Source organism: Rossellomorea aquimaris (assembly GCF_008180865.1).
Classification (GTDB): domain Bacteria; phylum Bacillota; class Bacilli; order Bacillales; family Bacillaceae_B; genus Rossellomorea; species Rossellomorea yichunensis.
Genome location: NZ_VTEX01000005.1, coordinates 17,099 through 37,013 on the forward strand (window position 1 = coordinate 17,099; position 19,915 = coordinate 37,013).

The window sequence follows — 19,915 nt, forward strand, 5'->3', positions numbered from 1 at the left end:
ACCAGTTACTTCGAAACAATACCATTATAAAAACAACACTCTTTTAAATATAAGCCCAATTAAAAGAAAACACATTCTTACTTGTTTTACTATTACCTACTTCAACTTCTCAGCCAATACAATAGCCACGGCTTCCGGAATCCCTATCTCAATAAACTCATCCACCGTTGCTTCTTTCATCTTCTTCATGGAGCCAAAATGTTTGAGGAGCTGCTTCTTCCGTTTCGGTCCTATGCCGTCAATGTCGTCGAGGGTAGACTGGAATGCGCTTTTTCCTCTGAGCTGTCTGTGGAAGGTGATGGCAAATCGGTGGACTTCATCCTGGATCCTCTGTAGTAAGTAGAATTCCTGGCTTCTCTTTTCAAGAGGAACGATTTGCAATGGATTCCCATACAGCAGTTCCGATGTCTGATGCTTATCGTCTTTTGCAAGGCCGCCAAGTGGGATATCCAACCCCAATTCATTCTCAATGACATCCCTCGCCGCTTCAATCTGCCCTTTCCCCCCATCGATGATAATGAGATCGGGTAAAGGAAGACCATCTTTTAAAACTCTTGAATACCGTCTGCGTACGACCTCCCGCATGGATTCATAATCATCAGGCCCCTTCACGGTTTTAATCTTATACTTTCGATACTCTTTCTTCGCAGGTTTCCCGTCGAGGAATACGATCATTGCAGACACAGGATCCGAACCCTGGATATTCGAGTTATCAAATGCTTCGATCCGGAAAGGAGTATAAATGCCCATATGCTCCCCGAGACGTTCGATCGCCTTAATCGTCCGTTCTTCATCTCTTTCAATCAAGGCGAACTTTTCTTCAAGTGCCTGTTTCGCATTCTTTTCGGCAAGCTTGACCAACTCTTTCTTCTTTCCCCGTTTAGGCTTGGTGATTTTCACCTCGATCAGCTTAGCCGCCAATTCTTCATCAATCTCCTCAGGCAAGAAAAGTTCCTTTGGCTTAAAATGATTGGACTTCGAATAAAACTGACCTAAGAAAGTCAGAAATTCGTCCTCGGGTTCATTATAGAGTGGGAAGAGTGACACATCCCGCTCAATGAGCTTACCTTGACGCACAAAGAATACCTGAACACACATCCAGCCTTTATCAACGGAATATCCGAACACATCCCGATCAGTGAAATCGGTCATGGTCATCTTTTGCTTCTCCATTGTCGCTTCAATGTGAAGGATTTGATCGCGGAATTCCTTCGCTCTCTCAAATTCCAGATTCTCTGCTGCTTCATTCATTTTCACCGTTAATTGATTCTTGATATCTTTATATCCGCCATTCAGGAACCTGGAAATTTCGTCAGTCATTTCTCTATAAGTGTCTTTACTTACTTCTTTGATACAAGGAGCAAGACATTGACCCATATGATAGTAAAGACATGCCCGATCAGGAAGGGTCGTGCATTTTCGTAACGGATACAGACGATCCAGAAGCTTTTTCGTTTCATTAGCGGCTCCTGCGTTGGGATACGGTCCAAAGTAACGCCCTTTCCCCCTTTGGACTTTGCGGGTCGTAATAAGTCTTGGGTGTCTCTCGTTCGTTAACTTGATAAACGGATAGCTTTTATCATCCTTTAACATGACATTGTATTTAGGATCATATTTTTTGATCAGGTTCATTTCAAGCACCAGGGCTTCAAGATCAGATGAAGTCATGATGTATTCGAAGTCCTCGATTTCACCTACCAGCCGTTGAGTCTTGGCATCATGAGAACCGGTGAAATAAGAGCGCACACGATTCTTCAATACTTTCGCTTTCCCCACATAAATAATCGTACCTTGTCTGTCTTTCATCAAATAACAACCGGGTTGATCCGGTAATAGAGCTAATTTATTCGTAATGGTAGGGTTCATCGACTCTCTCCCTTCTTGTCTGCCCTGTTATAGACGGTGTTTGTTGAATAAACAGGATCGAGTTGTTCCTGTGAATATTTTTTCACTTTGGTATCCCGGAGAATAGAGTGAAGTAAAAGGAAGTTCATTTTTATTGTTTGTCACTTTTTATTTTTTTCGTTTCTCTTCATATAAAAACCAACTCAGTCTGGAATTCCTTCTTAGCCTATTGTAAGGCTTTCAATGAATGGATTCCAATTTAAAGTTGGTTTAAGGTTTAACATTTATCTGATTTTTTTGATTCCCTTAAAACGAGGCGGCTTGGTCAAAGGCAACAAGTATCAGGGCTGCATGCTCAGGATCCAACTGTCTGATAGATAGTTTAATACAATAAAACACCGGGGCTCACAAATCGAGGCCCGGTGTATCAAAGATTATCTTATACGTGTTTGTTTAATAGTTCAGCAAGTGCTTCCTTAGGTTGGAAACCGATTACTTTGTCTACAACTTCGCCATCTTTAAGGACAACTAAAGTCGGGATACTCATAACCCCGTATTTACCTGCTGTTTCCTGATTTTCATCAACGTCAACTTTGACGATTTTCACTTTGTCGCCCATTTCTCCATCTAACTCTTCCAGTACTGGAGCGATCATTTTACAAGGTCCACACCAAGGTGCCCAGAAATCCGCTAATACCAGTCCGGAATTTGTTTCAGTTGAGAATGATTGATCAGTAGCATGTGTAATTGCCATTTATATGCGCCTCCTAAATCTTTGAATGTAACGTTAGTATATCACCGTTTTTTTTGTGATGCTATTAATCTGCTCGTAGGTAATATTCCCTTCAGATAACGGAATATACAGGGAAGAAAAATAAGGAGCAGCCATCCGGCTGCATCCTTATTTTCACTACATAATATGCTTATACCCTTTAGTCGCTACTTGAAACGTGAATTGAATTAAGAAGAAGATACTTTAAGCTTTTTAAACTCTTCAGTCAGCATCGGTACCACTTCGAACAGGTCACCCACGATTCCATAATCCGCTACGTTAAAGATGTTCGCTTCAGGATCTTTATTGATCGCAACGATGACTTTAGAATTCGACATACCCGCTAAATGCTGGATTGCTCCAGAAATACCACATGCAATATATAGGTCAGGCGTTACGACCTTACCTGTTTGACCAATTTGCAGGGAATAGTCACAATAGTCGGCATCACATGCTCCACGTGATGCTCCTACAGCTCCACCAAGAACATCCGCCAGTTCTTTAAGAGGGTTGAATCCGTCTTCACTTTTCACTCCGCGTCCTCCGGCGATGATGACTTTCGCTTCAGATAAGTCTACACCTTCGCTCGCTTTACGAACGACTTCTTTAATAATTGTACGTAAGTCCTTGATGTCGACGGAAAGGGAAGTGACTTCTCCTGTGCGTGACTCATCTTTCGCTAATGGCTCGATGTTATTAGGGCGGATCGTCGCAAAAATCAATCCGTCAGTCACGATTTTCTTTTCAAATGCTTTTCCTGAATAAATCGGTCTTGTGAAAACAAGGTTTCCGCCAGCTTCCTCAAGATCTGTCGCATCCGAGATCAATCCTGAACTTAATTTGCTTGCCACTTTAGGAGATAAGTCTTTCCCAAGGGCAGTATGTCCAAAGATGATCCCTTCTGGTTTCTCTTCCTCAATCACAGAAAGAATCGCTTGTGAATAACCGTCCGAAGTATATTGTTCCAGCTTATCGTTTTCGACAACCACTACTTTGTCTGCTCCATACTGAATCATTTCTTCCCCTAAAGCGCTTACACTTTTACCAATCAAAACGGCTACCACTTCTCCGCCTTCAGCTACTATTTTACCTGCCGCAATTGCTTCAAAGGAAACATTACGTAATGATCCGTCCCGAACTTCTCCAAGTACCAATACTTTTCTCGCCATGTTAAATACCCCCTGAATGTTAGTTATTCCTGTGACCTTGCCTTATATAACTTTCGCTTCATTACGAAGAAGTGAAACAAGCTCTGATACTTGAGCATCCAATTCGCCTTCTAACACTTTACCTGCTTCCTTCTTCGGTGGAAGGTAGATTTCAATTGTTTTTGTTTTCGCTTCTACTTCATCTTCATCTAAATCCAAATCATCCAATTCCACTTCATCAAGAGGCTTTTTCTTTGCCTTCATGATTCCTGGCAGTGATGGATAACGAGGCTCGTTCAAACCTTGTTGTGCCGTTACCAGTAAAGGCAGGGATGTTTCAATTACTTCTGAATCCCCTTCTACGTCACGTGTGACCGTTACCGTTCCGCCATCAATTTCTAATTTCGTAATCGTAGTTACATAAGGAATATCAAGCTGTTCTGCCACACGTGGTCCAACTTGTCCAGATCCACCGTCAATGGCGACATTACCTGGCAGGATTAAATCTACTTCCTGTTCTTTCAAATAGTGGGCAAGGATTTTGGCTGTAGTGAATTGATCACCATGATCAAGGTCATCCTCTGTGTTGATCAGGACTGCTTTATCTGCACCCATTGCCAGTGCTGTTCTCAGTTGCTTTTCACTTTCTTCTCCGCCAACTGTCACAACCGTCACTTCTCCACCATGTGCATCGCGAACTTGAATAGCTTCTTCCACTGCATATTCATCGTAAGGATTTATGATAAATTCAGCTCCATCTTCAGCAATTTGACCGTTTTGGATCGAAATTTTCTCCTCGGTATCAAACGTTCTTTTCAAAAGTACATAGATGTTCATGCGTAAGTCCCTCCTAATAATGTAAACATTCTTTCCCTTAAAAAGATTTTGACAATTTAACCCCTTTGAATGGGCAGCTTGAACATTCAAGACTGCCCCTCAATAAGAGTTTACTATATTACAAGAATGTATTCTAGCCTTTAAAGTGTGGTTCTCTCTTTTCAACAAAAGCTGAAATACCCTCTTTGGCATCAGCGGATACAAAAATTTCACCGAAAAGATCCGATTCTCTCATTACACCTTCATAGAAACGATCATCTTTAGTATAACTTAACAACTCAATGGCTGCTTTCATCGCCCCTGGGCTTTTCTTCGCTATCTTATCGGCCATTTCCTTCGCTTTATCGAAGAGCTGATCCTCAGGATATGCTTTATTGGCAAGTCCCCACTGTACAGCTTCTGTTCCACTGATTGGCTCACTCGTTAATAGCATTTCTGCCGCTTTTGCTCTTCCAACCAATTTCGGCAAGCGCTGAGAGCCTGCAAATCCGGGTACAAGTCCTAATTGAAGCTCCGGTAGACCGAGCTTTGCATTCTCGCTTACCAATCGGATGTGACATCCCATTGCAAGCTCCAAACCACCGCCTAGAGCTGCGCCATGGATTGCTGCAATGATCGGCTTTGAAAAGTTCTCCATCCGTTCAAAAACGTCCTGGCCTTTTTTCGCCAATTTAGAGAATTCTTCACCCGTTTCAATCGTTGTGAATTCTTTAATGTCAGCTCCTGCAGAGAAGAATCGACCCTCACCCTTCAGTAAGATCACCCGGACTTCAGCGTTTTCTTCAAGCTCATCCAGAACTGAATCGATTTCTTTAATAAGTCCACTGGCTAAAGCATTAGCAGGAGGTCTTTGAATCAGAACCGTTGCTACCTTTCCCTCTAATGACCATGATAAACTTTCCATCTCTCATCCCCCTAAACTAATTTAGTTCCTGCCGCCACACCCATGAAGTAATAGTTTGTGAATAGCAGGGACTTGAGCTACTAAGTCATATTTCTGTTCGTTCATCACCCACGTTGTCACCATTTCATCCAGAGTACCGAAGATCATTTGACGAGCCAGCCTGACATCCAGATCACTTGAAAATTCACCGGATTCTATTCCGCTAATCAGAATTTTATCGACTAATTGCAGATATCCTTTTAATACATCGTTGATCTTTAAGCGGATATCTTTATTGGACTGCCTGAGCTCCAGTTGTGTCACAATCGCCAGATGGTGATCATCCGACAGAATTTTACAATGATTTTCAATCATCACTAATAATTTCTCTGAAACTGTCTGTTTTCCTGCTATAACTTCCTCAATTTTTTCCACAAAGAGTACCATTTTTTCTTTAAACAACGAAATCAGGATATCTTCTTTATTTTTAAAATAGAGATAAATCGTTCCATCAGCGACTCCAGCCTGCTTCGCAATCTTGGATACTTGTGCCTGATGATAACCATTTTCTGCTATAACTATAACAGCAGCATCGATAATTTGCTTGTATTTAGGTTTATTTCGTTTCATGAGTTCTTGACCTGCCTTAAGAAAATATGAATGACTGTTCATTCATATTTTTATAATAAAAGGTTTCTCTTTACTTGTCAAGAAGAGATGCCTTGTCCCATTTTACAACAAAAAGAAAAAGCCCAATGGTATTCATTTAACTTGTTTTCTGTTCTTCCTCTATTTTTTGGCGTTCTTCTTCTACAAGTGCTCTGCGTAATATTTTTCCAACAGCCGTTTTGGGAAGCTCTTTTCTAAATTCATAGATCCGGGGCACCTTGTAGGCAGCCAGGTATTTACGGGCAAATTCATTGAGTTCTTCCTCTGTCAGGACTTCCCCTTCTTTCAGGACCACATACGCCTTTACGGTTTCTCCTCTGTATTCATCCGGAACACCTGCAGCTACAACCTCTTGAATCGCAGGATGTTCATAAAGGACCTCTTCGATTTCACGAGGGTAAATATTAAATCCTCCCGCAATGATCATATCCTTTTTGCGATCCACAACATAGAAGTAACCTCTCTCATCCATATACCCCAAATCTCCGGTCAATAGCCAGCCATCCCTTAAAGTTTGTTCGGTTTCCTCTGGACGATTCCAGTAACCCTTCATCACTTGAGGACCTTTCACGACAATTTCACCCATTTCATTCGGTGGAAGCGGTTCTCCTGTTTCCAGTGAGAAGATGGCTGCATCCGTACTTGGCCAAGGAACTCCGACGCTTCCCTTTATTCTTTCTTTATCCCAAAGGAAATTGGAATGTGTGACAGGTGAAGATTCAGTCAATCCATACCCTTCAACCAGTTTCCCGCCGGTGACGTCTTCGAATTGCTGCTGCACTTCAACAGGCAATGGGGCACTACCACTAAGGCATGAATCGATGGAGGATAAGTCATAATTCTTCAGTTCAGGATGATTCAGCAGGCCGATATAGATGGTAGGTGCACCAGGAAACAGGGTCGGTTTCTGCTTTTGAATGGTTTTCAAAGTTGTTTCCGGATCAAATTTAGGGAGTAAGATCATTTTATATCCCTGCATGACGGATAATATCATAACGGCTGTCATACCGTACACATGAAAGAATGGAAGAATTCCAAGGACACGCTCTTCTCCTTTTTTACATTTATAAAGCCACGCATCACACATGGAGGCATTGGCGACAAGGTTCTTATGGGTAAGCATAACCCCTTTTGGGAAACCTGTCGTTCCGCCTGTGTACTGAAGAAGAGCCACATCGTTTTCAAAGTCAAATTCATGATCGGTACTTTCCGGTTTGGCTGTTTTCATGATCTCCGTAAATAAATGATTCTGTCCTGAATGGTCGATTTTCACAACAATGCCGTATTGTTTCTTCTGGATGAATGGGTAGATGAGATTTTTAGGAAATGGAAGGTAGTCTTTGATAGCGGTTACAATAATGTGCTCAAGTCCGGTATTCTTCATTACTTTTGACACTCTTGGATATAAAATATCCAATGTCAGCATCACTTTGGCACCTGAGTCCTTCATTTGGTATTCAATTTCCCTTTCCATATATAAAGGATTGGTCTGTACGACAATTCCACCTGCATAGAGAATGCCATAGTACGCGATTACGGATTGAGGAGTATTCGGCAGCATGATCGCAACCCGATCGTCTTTCTTAATTCCAAGGGTCTTAAGGTAATGAGCGAACTTGAGTGCGGATTCATGTAATTCTGTGTAGGTCATTTCCTTGCCCATAAATTGAATGGCAACCTTACTGCTATAAAGGGTCGCTGCTTCAGTTAAATAGGACTGCAGTGGTTTTTCGATTAAATTTAACTCCGTGGGAATCTCTGCTGGATATTCAGCAAACCATGGTTTATTCATTGTAATCCCTCCTTGTGAATTTTTAGAAAATTTCTTCTATTCACTATTATAATATAAGGGGACTTCAGTTACAATTTGAAATCAATCCACTCGATACTTTTTTCCTATTTCTCAGGCTTGACCTTCCTTACAGATGATTTTAATAAAGAAAAAAGACTGCCTATTCAACCATATGACAGTCTGCTCGTACATTATTATTATTTTAGCATTGTTTCAATCTCCAAGCTCTCTTCACAGAGTGCATCGATTGTTTTGTATCTCGTTATTCAAACGTTACGTAAAGAACAGCATATAAATGATCCCAACGAGTAAAAAGCCCCCACATAAAGTGAGCAATACCTTTGCCAATGTTTCCATATTCCCTCTCCTTACGATATACCGGCTCCTATGACATAGGATAAACCAACTGAAATAACTAATGAAATGAAGCCAACCGCCCTGTTATCATTAGCGATTTCTTCATCGATTTTAAATTTGGGTGTGAGGAATTCATAAATGAAATAGCCGATCAGTAATAGAAAAAAGCCAAACACACCCCATCCGATTGTTGTCAGGATGGTATCATTGTGGCTGATGGAGTGGCGGAAAATATTCGCAATCCCAAATATTTTCCCACCAGTTGCCATCGCCACGGCCAAGTTGCCTTTTTTTATTTCTTCCCAATTCTTATACTTTGTGACCAGTTCGAAGATAGCTAAGAACAGGACCAAACATAGTATGACCACGCTATAATTCCCAGCCGTTTGAACAAATTCATTTTCCCAAAAGTTCTTCATCGTAAAGCTCCCTTTACCGCTTTATTTAAACCACTCTATTATTTTCACTATGAAAATTAGGACATATGAGCAGTCTAAAGGCTATTATTTGAATTGAACGACTGTTACGCCGGTTCCACCTTCACCTGCATCCCCGAAACGAATGTTTTTGACAGATCGGTGATTTTTTAAGTATTCCTGCACACCTTGCCTTAAAGCCCCCGTACCTTTCCCATGAATGATGGAAACGCGGGGATAACCGGCAAGAAGCGCATCGTCGATGTATTTCTCCACTCTGGATAATGCATTTTCGAAACGCTCACCACGTAGATCAAGCTCAAGGCTGACGTGAAAATCTTTCCCTTTCACTGTGGCCAGTGGTTTCGTCTCTACCTTCTGTTGAGATTGGATGAATTCAAGATCTGATTCCTTCACCTTCATTTTCATGATGCCCATCTGAACTTGCCATTCTTTCGCAGACACTCGTTCGACCAAGTGACCTTTTTGATCAAAGCTTAAGACTTTGACTTCGTCCCCTGGTTTTAACTCATGCTTCGCCTGATTGACTTTCTTCTTTTGACCGGATGTTTTCAATTTCGGTGTAGCATCTTCCAATTGTTTCTTCGCCTGGATCAGTTCATGCTCCTTGATTTGAGCTGATTTTTCATGCTGCATTTTTCGTAAATCTTTGATCACTTGTTCAGCTTCTGCTTTCGCCTTTTCAACGACTTCAGTGGCTTTTTGTTGAGCTTTTTCATACAGTGTATCCTTTTTCTCATAATACTCCATCATTTGCTTCTGCATATCTTTATGCATTTTCTCGGCTTGTCTTAAAAGTTCATGGGCTTCCTCAAGCTCCCGTTCACCCTGACGTCTGCTGTCTTCGAGGGAAGCAATCATATTTTCTACTTCTTTACTATCCGTTCCGATATGGGACTTCGCTCTCTGAATGACTGAATCTGAAAGCCCTAAACGCTTCGAAATCTCAAATGCATTACTTCTTCCCGGGACCCCGAGCAAAAGCTTATAGGTAGGACTTAATGTTTCTACATTAAATTCCACACTTGCATTCACGACTCCTTCACGATTGTACCCATATGCTTTTAATTCAGGATAGTGAGTGGTAGCAACGACCCTTGCACCCGTTCCATGTACTTCATCCAAAATGGAGATGGCAAGTGCGGCACCTTCTTGAGGATCTGTACCGGCACCCAGTTCATCAAACAGCACTAAACTCTCATGATCTACCTTTTTAAGGATCTCCACGATATTGACCATATGAGAAGAAAAGGTACTTAAACTTTGTTCAATCGATTGCTCATCCCCGATATCCGCATAGATGGTACGGAAGACGCCCACTTCTGATCCATCGAGAGCCGGGATCGGGAGACCGGCCTGTGCCATTAAGCTCGTTAATCCTAATGTTTTCAGGGTAACGGTTTTCCCCCCGGTATTTGGCCCTGTGATGACAATGGAAGAAAAGTCAGTCCCCAACTCGATGTCATTCGCCACCGCTTCATCTATCGGCAGAAGAGGATGCCGGGCTTTGTTCAGCCTCACCCGGCGTTCATTATTGATCGTCGGTTTAGACCCTTTAATGGAACGTCCGAACTTCGCTTTGGTGAACATGAAATCAATGTCTGAAAGGACGCTGACAATTAAGAGCAGCTCTTCTCCTGATTCTTGCACACTTTCAGACAGCTCCAGGAGAATCTTTTCAATTTCAGATTGCTCTTTTAATCGAAGCTCGCGAAGTTGATTATTCAATTGAACGATGGCTTCCGGTTCAATAAATAACGTTTGACCCGATGATGACTGGTCATGAATGATCCCGCCATATTGACCCCTGTACTCTTGTTTAACCGGAATCACATATCGATCGTTACGAATGGTAATGATCGCATCGGATAACATTTTTTGAGCATTGGAAGAGCGGATCATTCGTTCAAGCTTCTCCCGGATCCGTCCTTCATTGGCCCGTAGCTGAGTACGGATCGTGCGGAGTGCTTCACTTGCTGTATCAAGGATTTCCCCGTTATCATCCACGACTTTCCTTATATCCTGTTCTAAATAGGGAAGAGGAATGACCGTTCCCATTTTCTCCTGCAGAAGGGGAATGTCCACCTCTTCTTCCAATAACTCCTCTACAAAAAGCGTCAGCTTCCTGCTGGTCCTGATCGTACTCGCTACCTGAACGAATTCAGAAGGGGACAGCATTCCGCCTATTTGAGCACGCTTGACGTGTGGACGAATATCGAAAATCCCGCCTAATGGTGCATGACCCTTCAACCTGAGGATGGTCATGGCTTCATCTGTTTCTTCGTGAAGAGCTGTAATTTCTTCGTACTCAACGGAAGGCATGAGAGAAGATACCTTAGCATGACCGAGTGCAGATGCAGCATATTGCTTTAATAGTTCTTTGATTTTATCAAACTCTAACGTTTTTAATACTTTAGAATTCACGGAATGTATTCCACCTTTTATCAGTTTCGCTTAATAAATTTGATTAACTCTTTTTTATCCCATGTATTGATGACAGTATCTTTCTTGATCCAGCCTTTTCGAGCTGTCCCGATTCCAACCTTCATGAATTCCAGGTGATCGATACTGTGTGCATCTGTGTTGATGACGAGCTTTACATTCTGTTCCTCGGCTTTTCGGATATTTTCTGCAGACAGATCCAGCCGATTCGGATTTGCATTAAGCTCCAATGCCGTATCCGTTTCTTTCGCCAACTGGATAAGAAGATCCATATCTACGTCATAACCTTCTCTTCTGCCAATGATTCTCCCTGTTGGATGAGCGATGATATCCACATGGGCACTCTTCAGGGCAGTGGTCAGCCTCTCCATGATCTTTTCTTGGGATTGTGAAAAGCTCGAATGAATCGAGGCAATCACAAGGTCTACTTTTTCAAGAATGTCATCCTCATAATCCAATGTACCATCAGGAAGAATATCCATCTCGATTCCTGAAAGGACTTCTATATCATCATACTTCTTGTTGATTTCTTTAATTTCATCGATTTGCTTAAGTAATCGTTCTGTAGTCAGCCCGTTTGCCACACGTAAGTACTGGGAGTGATCTGTGATGGCCATGTATTGATAACCTTTGGCACGGCAAGCCTCTACCATTTCTTCAATCGAAAATGCACCATCCGACCAGGTGGAGTGCATATGAAGATCCCCTTTTATATCTTCTAATGTGATGAGGGAATAATCCTTATGGAACTCTTCCACTTCTTTCCCGTCTTCCCGCAGTTCTGGTGGGATCAAGGGCAAATCAAAATGGTGATAAAATTCTTCCTCGGTTTTAAATGTCTTTATCTCACCGGTTTCACTATTCTCTACGCCATATTCACTGATCTTTTCCCCGCGTTCTTTGGCAAGCTGGCGCATGCGGACATTATGATCCTTTGAACCGGTAAAATGGTGAAGGGCAGTAGCATATTCTTCAGTCTTTACGATTCGAAAATCGATGCTGACATCCCAATGATAGGAAAGAGTCAGAGAAACTTTTGTTTCCCCTGCTGCTATGGTTTCTACGATATTGGGCAGCTTCAACAGACCTTCTTTTACTTCTTGGGGATGCTCAGTTGCCAGAATGAAATCAAGGTCCTTGATGGTTTCTCTCATTCTCCTTAAGCTTCCCGCTCTTGAAAAGGTTTGGATGCTGTCCATACCGAGAAGAAAACCTTCAATCTCCTCAGCGATCCCGTTCATAAAAGCGATCGGCAGACGGTCAGGTCTCTTGCCAACCTGTTCGATGGATGCCAGGATCTTCTCTTCCGTCTTCTTACCGAAGCCTGCTAAACCTTGTACTTTATTTGCTTTACACGCTTGCTCCAGATCTTCTATATTTTCTACCCCAAGTTCACTATAAAGCTTGGCAATTTTCTTTCCACCTAATCCAGGTAATTGAAGGAGGGGGATCAATCCCTTTGGAACTTCTTCCTTTAACTCTTCAAGGACAGAAGATGTGCCTTCGTTTATGTATTCCTCGATTACTCCAGCCGTTCCTTTGCCGATTCCGTTCAGCTTCGTAAAGTCACTGATTTCCTGTAAGCTACGGTCATCATTCTCAAGTGCCGCCGCCGCTTTTCGGTAGGCAGAGATTTTAAATGAATTCTCGCCTTTCAATTCCATATATATCGCGATTTGCTCTAATAATTTTATAATATCTTTTTTATTCAAGAGATTCACCTACTAACTTAGAATTAACGATTAGGGTCCTTTATGACTCCCCGTCAGTTGCAAAAGCAAAACGATCCCATCTATATAGTAGCAAAATTGATAAAAAAAGAAAAAAGACTGACTTATAAGATGAATAAATCCGCCAAGGCATCCCTAACGAATTTGAATTGCATACTTATAGTCAGCCCCTTCTTCAGGCTACATATTCAATCCACCAAGATTTCACCAAATCAGAGAAAACAGGAGTATGTTTAACCATCGCTTGCGCAATAAATGAGTTATTAATGAATGTTTGAACCGACTCGATCGGCAATAATACGGCAATGAATAATAGTATGAAGATCATTAAATATGCTTCAATAAAGCCTAATACCCCTCCGCCAAGAACATTCAACTGCTTTAATAAAGGAAGATGTGCGACAAAATCGAGCATCGATCCAATGATTTGAAGAATGATCCGGGCTGCGAAGAAAATCATTGCAAATGCGATCACACGATAATAAGCCTGATCTAAATTGGTAGACTCAAAAATCATATTCAATGTGGATTGCTCGTCCAATACAGGATAAGGAATCCATAATGTTAACTTCGGTGCAAGCTGATCATAATATATGTATGCTACAATAAAAGAAACAATAAATCCGAATATGTGGACCACCTGCAAAATGAATCCACGTTTTAAACCTATTAAAAATCCTATCACCAGGATGATTAACAAAGCTAAATCCAGCATCTTTTTTTCAATCCTTTAAACGTTTGATTTCTCGTTCCAGCTCTTCAAACTTTTCTTGTAGTTTGAGATAATCATTTACGGCATTCACCGCTGTCAGAACGGCAAGCCTGCTTGTGTCGAGAGATGGATTCATGGAGTTTATTTCTCTCATCTTGTCATCCACTTTAGAACAAACAAATCGGATTTGACTAGTTGATTCAGTCCCAACAATCGTATATTGTTGACCATATATGTCTACAGTGGTGCGATTTTTTTGTTGTTCAGACAACCTGAAAGCCCCCCATTCATAAGAATCCTAAACATAATCATACCACGAAATCTTTTGATTTTGGAAGGAATTTGTCATATTAGCTCACATTTTTTATTATATACAAGAATTTTGTCACAAGGAGAGAGGAACTTGGCTAATACCGTCATTCAAGCAAACAAAGAAACAATCGAGAAAATGAAAGGCCACTACAAAAACGTATTAACGAACAAACTGCCACCGGGTGCCGTTTTTGTAGCAAAGCCATCCGGATGCACGATCACTGCCTATAAATCGGGGAAAGTGTTGTTTCAGGGATCTAACGGAGAAGGAGAGTCAAGTCAGTGGGGCAAAGTTGAGGCTCCAAAGGTAAAATCGCCTTCCAAGGGTACGACGACACTGCCTGAAAACTTCGCCGACTGGTCTGTCATCGGATCAGATGAAGTGGGCACAGGCGACTTCTTCGGGCCGATCACGGTGGTAAGTGCTTACGTGAAGAGAGAGCACCTTCCCCTTATGAAGGAACTTGGAGTAAAGGATTCCAAAAATTTATCCGACCCTCAAATCATCAAAATAGCCAGGGATTTAATAGCCGCCATACCATATTCACTACTAATTCTGCATAACCCTAAATACAATGCGATGCAAGCCAAAGGAATGACACAGGGGAAGATGAAGGCTCTCTTGCACAATCAGGCGATCCTGAATCTTTTGGAAAAAATGGCCCCTGAACTACCTGAAGGAATATTGATTGATCAGTTTGTCGAAAAGAATACATACTACAAACATATTTCTGCACAAAAGAAAATCCAACGGGACCGCGTGTATTTCAGCACAAAAGGTGAAAGCATCCATCTTGCTGTAGCCGCTGCCTCAATCATCGCACGTTTCGCCTTCTTAAAGGAAATGGACAAATTGAGTGAAAAAGCTGGTGTCGAAATACCTAAAGGTGCCGGTAAGCATGTAGACGTTGCAGCTGCGAAAATCATTAAACGAAAAGGGATTGAAGAATTAAAATCTATGACGAAATGGCATTTTGCCAATAGTGAAAAGGCGATAAAGTTAGCCGGGAAATAAATAATATCCCCATCGGTTATGCCGGTGGGGATTTCTCTTTGGATGGCAGTGTTATCTTGGATTCACCAGTTGAATTATGGATGATATTTTCCTGATGAAATTTCCGGAATGTTCTCCTGTTGAAATCACTTCAATATTCGCCTGTTAAAATTCGTTCATTTTTTAACAGGCAAAACCAACTCCAAACAGCAAAAAGGTGCCAGACCATTGTCTGACACCTTCCACTTTGAGCTGTATTACCCTCTCAACTCTGCTCCGGCTTTTTCCTTCACTGTTTGCAGTACTTTATCATGTACTTTAACCACTTCTTCGTCCGTTAATGTCTTAGCCGGATCGAAGTATTTTAACGAGAACGCAAGGGATTTCTTGCCTGCTTCCATATGTTCCCCTTCATAAAGATCGAAGACGGATACTTCTTTCAGCAGCTTGCCTCCAGCGTCTTTAATGATGGATTCCAATTCTCCCGCTTTCACCTCTGTATCGACTACCAGGGCGATATCTCTTGTAATCGATGGATGGCGCGGGATTGGCGTGTAGCTTAATGCCGGCTTTTCGTAATGGAAGATTGGTGATGCCTTCAGTTCGAACACATAGGTTTCGTTCAGGTCCAAGGCTTTTTCCGCTTCAGGATGAATCGCTCCAACAAAACCGATGACTTCATCGTCCAATAGTATTTCAGCCGTTCTTCCCGGATGCATGCCGTCTATCGCTGCCTGTCGGTAAGAAATTGCTTCAGAAACGCCGATTTCTTCGAACAGTCCTTCAAGGATACCTTTCGCCACATAGAAGTCAGCAGGCTTCTTTTCTCCTTGCCAAGGATGCAGATGCCAAAGGCCCGTCATAGCCCCTGCAATATGCTCCTCTTCTTTAGGCAGCTCTTCTCCTGATTCTTGTAAGAAAACGGATCCCACTTCATAAAAGGCAAGTGAGTCATTTTGACGTGCTTTATTGTACGAAAGCACTTCAAGAAGCTGTGGAATGATGCTTAAGCGGAGATTGCTTCGCTCTTCACTCATCGGCATCAATAAACGGACAGGCTCTCTTACGTCTAATGCATATTGTGTTGCTTTCTTATCGTTTGTAAGTGAATAGGTAATCCCTTGCAGGAGTCCTGCTCCCTCTAAATAACGGCGGACCGTACGGCGTTTCAACTGATGGTTCGATAGTCCGCCAGGTGTTGATTCTCCCTTGGGAAGAGTCAGCGGAAGGTTGTCATAACCGAATAGACGTGCCACCTCTTCAAGTAAATCTTCAGGGATTGTAATATCCCCTCTTCTTGTAGGAGCCGTTACAACAAACTTTTCTCCATTTACTTCTACATCAAATTGAAGTCGGCGGAAGATATCTACAACTGTGTCAGCCGAGATGGACGTTCCTAGTGAAGAATTGATTTTTTCTAACGTAATCTCAACTCTAACAGGCTCAACTTCAAGTTCGTTAAATAATACCGTTCCTTCAAGCACTTTCCCTTGTGCATATTCTGCCATCAGTTGCGCAGCTCTCTCCCCTGCTTTCAGGACACGATCGGGATCGACTCCCTTTTCATATCGTGTGCTTGCTTCACTACGCAGTCCGTGATCTTTGGAGGCTCCTCTGACAATCGCCCCGGTGAAATAAGCTGCCTCAAGAAGGACAGTCGTTGTATCGTTTTGGACCTCAGAATTCGCTCCACCCATCACGCCTGCAAGAGCGACAGGCTCCGTACCATTCGTAATGACAAGCTGGCTGCTGGATAAGGTTCTTTCTGCATCATCAAGTGTGACGAATGTCTCCCCTTCAGTCGCACGGCGGACAAGGATCTCCTTCGAACCAAGGCGGTCGTAATCAAATGCGTGAAGAGGCTGACCATATTCCAATAACACATAGTTCGTAATATCGACTACGTTATTATGTGGTCGGATCCCGGCTGAGATCAACGCATTTTGCATCCATAATGGCGATGGACCGATTTTCACATCTTTAATGATTTTAGCACCGTATAGAGGGTTATCTTTTTTCGCCTCCACTTTTACGGATACATAATCCGACGCCTTTTCACTGCCTTCGGATAACTCCGTTTGGGGAAGCTTCACTTCACGATCCAAAATGGCCGCTACTTCATACGCCACTCCCAGCATGCTTAAGCAATCAGAACGATTAGGCGTCAAGCCCAATTCAAGAATCGCATCATCAAGATTCAATAATTCAACTGCATCTCTGCCAACTTCAGCTTCATCCGAGAACACATAAATTCCCTCTGCATGTTCTTTCGGTACAAGCTTTCCTTCTACTCCAAGCTCTTGAAGGGAACAAATCATCCCGTGAGATGCTTCACCGCGAAGCTTCGCTTTCTTGATTTTGAAGTTACCCGGCAGGACCGCTCCAACCTTTGCGACAGCCACTTTTTGACCTTTTGCCACGTTTGGTGCTCCGCAAATGATTTGGACAGGTTCTTCTTCTCCTACATCCACTAAGCATTTATTTAATTTATCCGCATCCGGATGTGGCTCACATTGTAATACATGGCCGACGACCACATTTTTGATATCTTCCCCGATTCGTTCTACACCTTCAACTTCAATCCCGCTTCTTGTAATCTTCTCTGCTAACTCTTCAGGTGTGACACCCGATAAGTCTACATAATTTTCTAACCATTTATATGAAACAAACATGTATTAGTACCTCCTACCGATTTTCTTTTACTCTTCTGTTCCGAACTGAGTGACAAAACGCGTGTCGTTAGTGTAGAAATGACGGATATCATCGATTCCGTATTTCAGCATAGCAATACGTTCAGGTCCCATTCCGAATGCGAAGCCTGTGTATTTCTTTGAATCAAACCCTGCCATTTCGAGTACGTTCGGGTGAACCATTCCTGCTCCAAGAATTTCGATCCATCCAGTTCCTTTACATACACGACAGCCTTTACCACCACAGATTTTACATGAGATATCCATCTCGACTGATGGCTCAGTGAATGGGAAGAAGCTTGGGCGTAAGCGGATTTCACGATCTTCGCCGAACATTTTCTTGGCAAACACATTAAGCGTTCCTTTCAGGTCACTCATGCGGATGTCTTCATCAATGACGAGTCCCTCGATTTGAGTGAATTGATGAGAGTGTGTTGCGTCATCTGTATCACGACGATACACTTTCCCTGGACAAATAATTTTAATTGGTCCTTTTCCTTTGGCCAGTTCCATCGTTCTTGCCTGAACCGGAGAAGTATGAGTACGCAGAAGGGTTTCTTCAGTGATATAGAAAGAATCCTGCATATCTCGGGCCGGGTGTCCCTTGGGAAGGTTCAGTGCTTCAAAATTATAATAATCCTTTTCCACTTCCGGTCCTTCAGCAACGGTATAGCCCATTCCGATAAATAAATCTTCAATTTCTTCCACAATCATCGTAAGCGGATGATGATTTCCCTTTTTAACAGGGCGCCCTGGTAACGTAACATCGATCGTTTCAGATTGAAGCTTCTTTTCAACCGCTTCTTTTTCAAGAACCGCCTGCTTTGCTTCAATGGTTTCTGTAATGGCTCCACGAACTTCATTCGCAAGGGCCCCCATTTTTGGACGCTCTTCCGCTGAAAGTTTACCCATTCCTTTTAAGGCTTCGGTTACAGGTCCTTTTTTACCCAGATAAGCTACACGGATATTGTTCAGTTCTTTTAAGTCCTGTGCTTCGTTCACTTTTTCGATTGCTTCTTGTTGAAGGGATCGTAATTTGTCCTCCATTTATACTTCCTCCTTTAATGTATATCGTCCGAATGATCGTACTGGATTGGTTTAAAAACAAATAAAAAAACCCCATCCCAAAAAGGGACGAGGTTTATATCGCGGTACCACCCTTATAAGCATATCCCATGGTTATTTTGCTTTCGCAAAAAACTTATAGGCAGACATGCTCACTTCATTCGGATAACGGCTTTGCCGGAGCATCTTTACATTCATCAAATGAATGGTCCCGATGCCAACTCGAGAGGTGAAATCTTCACATCATGCGTTCCTAAGAATGCTTTCAGTCCAGGGCATTCTCTCCCTTAAAGAAGGTCATGTGCTACTTTCCTCTTTCAACGTTTTTTAAGTTATATGTGCATTATTATAGTTAATTTCCAGGCAAATTTCAAACCTTTTCAAGAAATTCACTGCCCATTTTTAAAATAGTATAATAAAACCCCCGCAGCGATCGCTACATTTAACGATTCGCTTTTCCCATAAATGGGTATATAGAGATTCTGATCGGTTTCAGTCAAGAGTTCTTTCGACATGCCATTTCCTTCGTTACCCACTATCAGTGCATAAGAAGATTGGGGCTTGATCGTTGTGTACTCTACACCATTTTCCAGGGCTGTTCCATACACCGGGATGTTCCGTTCTTTCAACTCAGGAATGGTTTCAGTAAGATCCCTTCTGATAATCGGTATGTGGAAGTGAGCTCCTTGTGCAGAGCGCAAAACCTTAGGGTTATATGGATCCACCGTCCCCTTTCCTAACACGACCATATCAATCCCCGCTGCATCGGCCGTCCGAATGATGGTTCCAATATTCCCGGGATCTTGAAGGCCATCCAGAAGCATGAATGTTTCTGCTTTTTCGCGATCATGCTCATCTTCTTTTTGCTTACAAACAGCAAAAATCCCTTGTGATGTTTCCGTATCTGAAAGGACTTTTCCAACTTCATCCGACACCATGGTCATGGAAACCGAGTCCACCGTCCATTTCTGAGGAAGATCGATTCCTTCCACTTGGATCAGTTCAAGGACCGTATCCTCCTGCTTCAATGCTTCTTCCACAAGGTGAAAGCCTTCAATTATGTATGTACGGGTGAGATCCCGTTCTTTTTTGGTCAATAACTTCTTCCACTGCTTCACAACAGGATTTTTCGAGGATTGAATATACTTCAATCGTATCCGCTCCTTTTAATTACTATTCAGGGTCTCATTATACCTTAACTTTCCTACATAATAAATTCAATTTGAGACA

At 42.3% G+C, this 19,915-nt stretch carries 16 protein-coding genes; 1 reads left to right on the forward strand and 15 read right to left on the reverse strand.

The window, feature by feature from the left end:
* Positions 1 to 96: 96 nt before the first annotated feature.
* The 12 genes from uvrC to zapA all read right to left on the reverse strand — a co-directional run bounded on the left by uvrC (position 97) and on the right by zapA (position 13,895).
* Positions 97 to 1,866, reverse strand: coding sequence for an excinuclease ABC subunit UvrC (gene uvrC, locus FZC88_RS17960; RefSeq protein ID WP_148995895.1), 1,770 nt, complete (start codon positions 1,864 to 1,866; stop codon positions 97 to 99).
* Between the two features lie 418 nt (positions 1,867 to 2,284).
* A complete protein-coding gene (gene trxA / locus FZC88_RS17965) occupies positions 2,285 to 2,599 on the reverse strand; it encodes a thioredoxin (protein WP_148969866.1) in 315 nt (104 codons plus the stop codon).
* Between the two features lie 206 nt (positions 2,600 to 2,805).
* The gene (locus tag FZC88_RS17970; protein WP_148995896.1) at positions 2,806 to 3,786 is read right to left on the reverse strand and encodes an electron transfer flavoprotein subunit alpha/FixB family protein; all 981 of its coding nucleotides are present in this window, start codon (positions 3,784 to 3,786) and stop codon (positions 2,806 to 2,808) included.
* A 42-nt stretch (positions 3,787 to 3,828) separates the two neighbouring features.
* Complete coding sequence (locus FZC88_RS17975) at positions 3,829 to 4,602, reverse strand: electron transfer flavoprotein subunit beta/FixA family protein (protein ID WP_148995897.1); 774 nt, start codon at positions 4,600 to 4,602, stop codon at positions 3,829 to 3,831.
* A 133-nt stretch (positions 4,603 to 4,735) separates the two neighbouring features.
* The gene (locus FZC88_RS17980; RefSeq protein WP_148969869.1) at positions 4,736 to 5,506 is read right to left on the reverse strand and encodes an enoyl-CoA hydratase; all 771 of its coding nucleotides are present in this window, start codon (positions 5,504 to 5,506) and stop codon (positions 4,736 to 4,738) included.
* A 21-nt stretch (positions 5,507 to 5,527) separates the two neighbouring features.
* The gene (locus tag FZC88_RS17985; RefSeq protein WP_113969555.1) at positions 5,528 to 6,115 is read right to left on the reverse strand and encodes a TetR/AcrR family transcriptional regulator; all 588 of its coding nucleotides are present in this window, start codon (positions 6,113 to 6,115) and stop codon (positions 5,528 to 5,530) included.
* 136 nt (positions 6,116 to 6,251) lie between these two features.
* Positions 6,252 to 7,946, reverse strand: coding sequence for a long-chain-fatty-acid--CoA ligase (locus tag FZC88_RS17990; protein WP_397541203.1), 1,695 nt, complete (start codon positions 7,944 to 7,946; stop codon positions 6,252 to 6,254).
* A 368-nt stretch (positions 7,947 to 8,314) separates the two neighbouring features.
* Entirely contained in the window at positions 8,315 to 8,722 is a 408-nt protein-coding gene (locus tag FZC88_RS17995; RefSeq protein ID WP_148969871.1) for a DUF350 domain-containing protein, read from the reverse strand.
* Between the two features lie 84 nt (positions 8,723 to 8,806).
* Positions 8,807 to 11,164, reverse strand: a complete 2,358-nt coding sequence (locus FZC88_RS18000) for an endonuclease MutS2 (protein WP_148995899.1) — start codon at positions 11,162 to 11,164, stop codon at positions 8,807 to 8,809.
* 20 nt (positions 11,165 to 11,184) lie between these two features.
* Entirely contained in the window at positions 11,185 to 12,894 is a 1,710-nt protein-coding gene (gene polX / locus FZC88_RS18005) for a DNA polymerase/3'-5' exonuclease PolX (protein WP_148995900.1), read from the reverse strand.
* Positions 12,895 to 13,087: 193 nt separating this feature from the next.
* A complete protein-coding gene (locus FZC88_RS18010; protein WP_148995901.1) occupies positions 13,088 to 13,627 on the reverse strand; it encodes a CvpA family protein in 540 nt (179 codons plus the stop codon).
* A 7-nt stretch (positions 13,628 to 13,634) separates the two neighbouring features.
* Positions 13,635 to 13,895 carry a cell division protein ZapA gene (gene zapA, locus FZC88_RS18015; RefSeq protein ID WP_148969875.1) on the reverse strand — a complete coding sequence of 87 codons (261 nt, stop codon included), beginning with the start codon at positions 13,893 to 13,895 and terminating at the stop codon, positions 13,635 to 13,637.
* A 132-nt stretch (positions 13,896 to 14,027) separates the two neighbouring features.
* Here zapA and rnhC point away from each other — a divergent pair, with 132 nt between their 5' ends.
* On the forward strand, positions 14,028 to 14,951 hold the full coding sequence (gene rnhC, locus FZC88_RS18020) for a ribonuclease HIII (protein WP_148995902.1): 924 nt from the start codon (positions 14,028 to 14,030) through the stop codon (positions 14,949 to 14,951).
* 236 nt (positions 14,952 to 15,187) lie between these two features.
* Here the strand turns inward: rnhC and pheT are convergent, their stop codons facing one another.
* The 3 genes from pheT to FZC88_RS18035 form a co-directional block, all read right to left on the reverse strand.
* Positions 15,188 to 17,602, reverse strand: a complete 2,415-nt coding sequence (gene pheT / locus FZC88_RS18025) for a phenylalanine--tRNA ligase subunit beta (RefSeq protein WP_148995903.1) — start codon at positions 17,600 to 17,602, stop codon at positions 15,188 to 15,190.
* A 27-nt stretch (positions 17,603 to 17,629) separates the two neighbouring features.
* The gene (pheS, locus tag FZC88_RS18030) at positions 17,630 to 18,667 is read right to left on the reverse strand and encodes a phenylalanine--tRNA ligase subunit alpha (protein ID WP_148969878.1); all 1,038 of its coding nucleotides are present in this window, start codon (positions 18,665 to 18,667) and stop codon (positions 17,630 to 17,632) included.
* Between the two features lie 407 nt (positions 18,668 to 19,074).
* On the reverse strand, positions 19,075 to 19,836 hold the full coding sequence (locus FZC88_RS18035) for a TrmH family RNA methyltransferase (protein ID WP_148995904.1): 762 nt from the start codon (positions 19,834 to 19,836) through the stop codon (positions 19,075 to 19,077).
* Positions 19,837 to 19,915: the final 79 nt, after the last annotated feature.

Excerpts from the sequence above, each read along its gene's own strand:
- FZC88_RS17980 (WP_148969869.1), bottom strand. The coding sequence starts at position 5,506 with ATGGAAAGTTTATCATGGTCATTAGAGGGAAAGGTAGCAACGGTTCTG.
- FZC88_RS17985 (WP_113969555.1), bottom strand. The coding sequence starts at position 6,115 with ATGAAACGAAATAAACCTAAATACAAGCAAATTATCGATGCTGCTGTT.
- uvrC (WP_148995895.1), bottom strand. The coding sequence starts at position 1,866 with ATGAACCCTACCATTACGAATAAATTAGCTCTATTACCGGATCAACCC.
- FZC88_RS17975 (WP_148995897.1), bottom strand. The coding sequence starts at position 4,602 with ATGAACATCTATGTACTTTTGAAAAGAACGTTTGATACCGAGGAGAAA.
- FZC88_RS18010 (WP_148995901.1), bottom strand. The coding sequence starts at position 13,627 with ATGCTGGATTTAGCTTTGTTAATCATCCTGGTGATAGGATTTTTAATA.
- FZC88_RS17990 (WP_397541203.1), bottom strand. The coding sequence starts at position 7,946 with ATGAATAAACCATGGTTTGCTGAATATCCAGCAGAGATTCCCACGGAG.
- pheS (WP_148969878.1), bottom strand. The coding sequence starts at position 18,667 with ATGGAGGACAAATTACGATCCCTTCAACAAGAAGCAATCGAAAAAGTG.
- pheT (WP_148995903.1), bottom strand. The coding sequence starts at position 17,602 with ATGTTTGTTTCATATAAATGGTTAGAAAATTATGTAGACTTATCGGGT.
- FZC88_RS17970 (WP_148995896.1), bottom strand. The coding sequence starts at position 3,786 with ATGGCGAGAAAAGTATTGGTACTTGGAGAAGTTCGGGACGGATCATTA.
- trxA (WP_148969866.1), bottom strand. The coding sequence starts at position 2,599 with ATGGCAATTACACATGCTACTGATCAATCATTCTCAACTGAAACAAAT.
- FZC88_RS17995 (WP_148969871.1), bottom strand. The coding sequence starts at position 8,722 with ATGAAGAACTTTTGGGAAAATGAATTTGTTCAAACGGCTGGGAATTAT.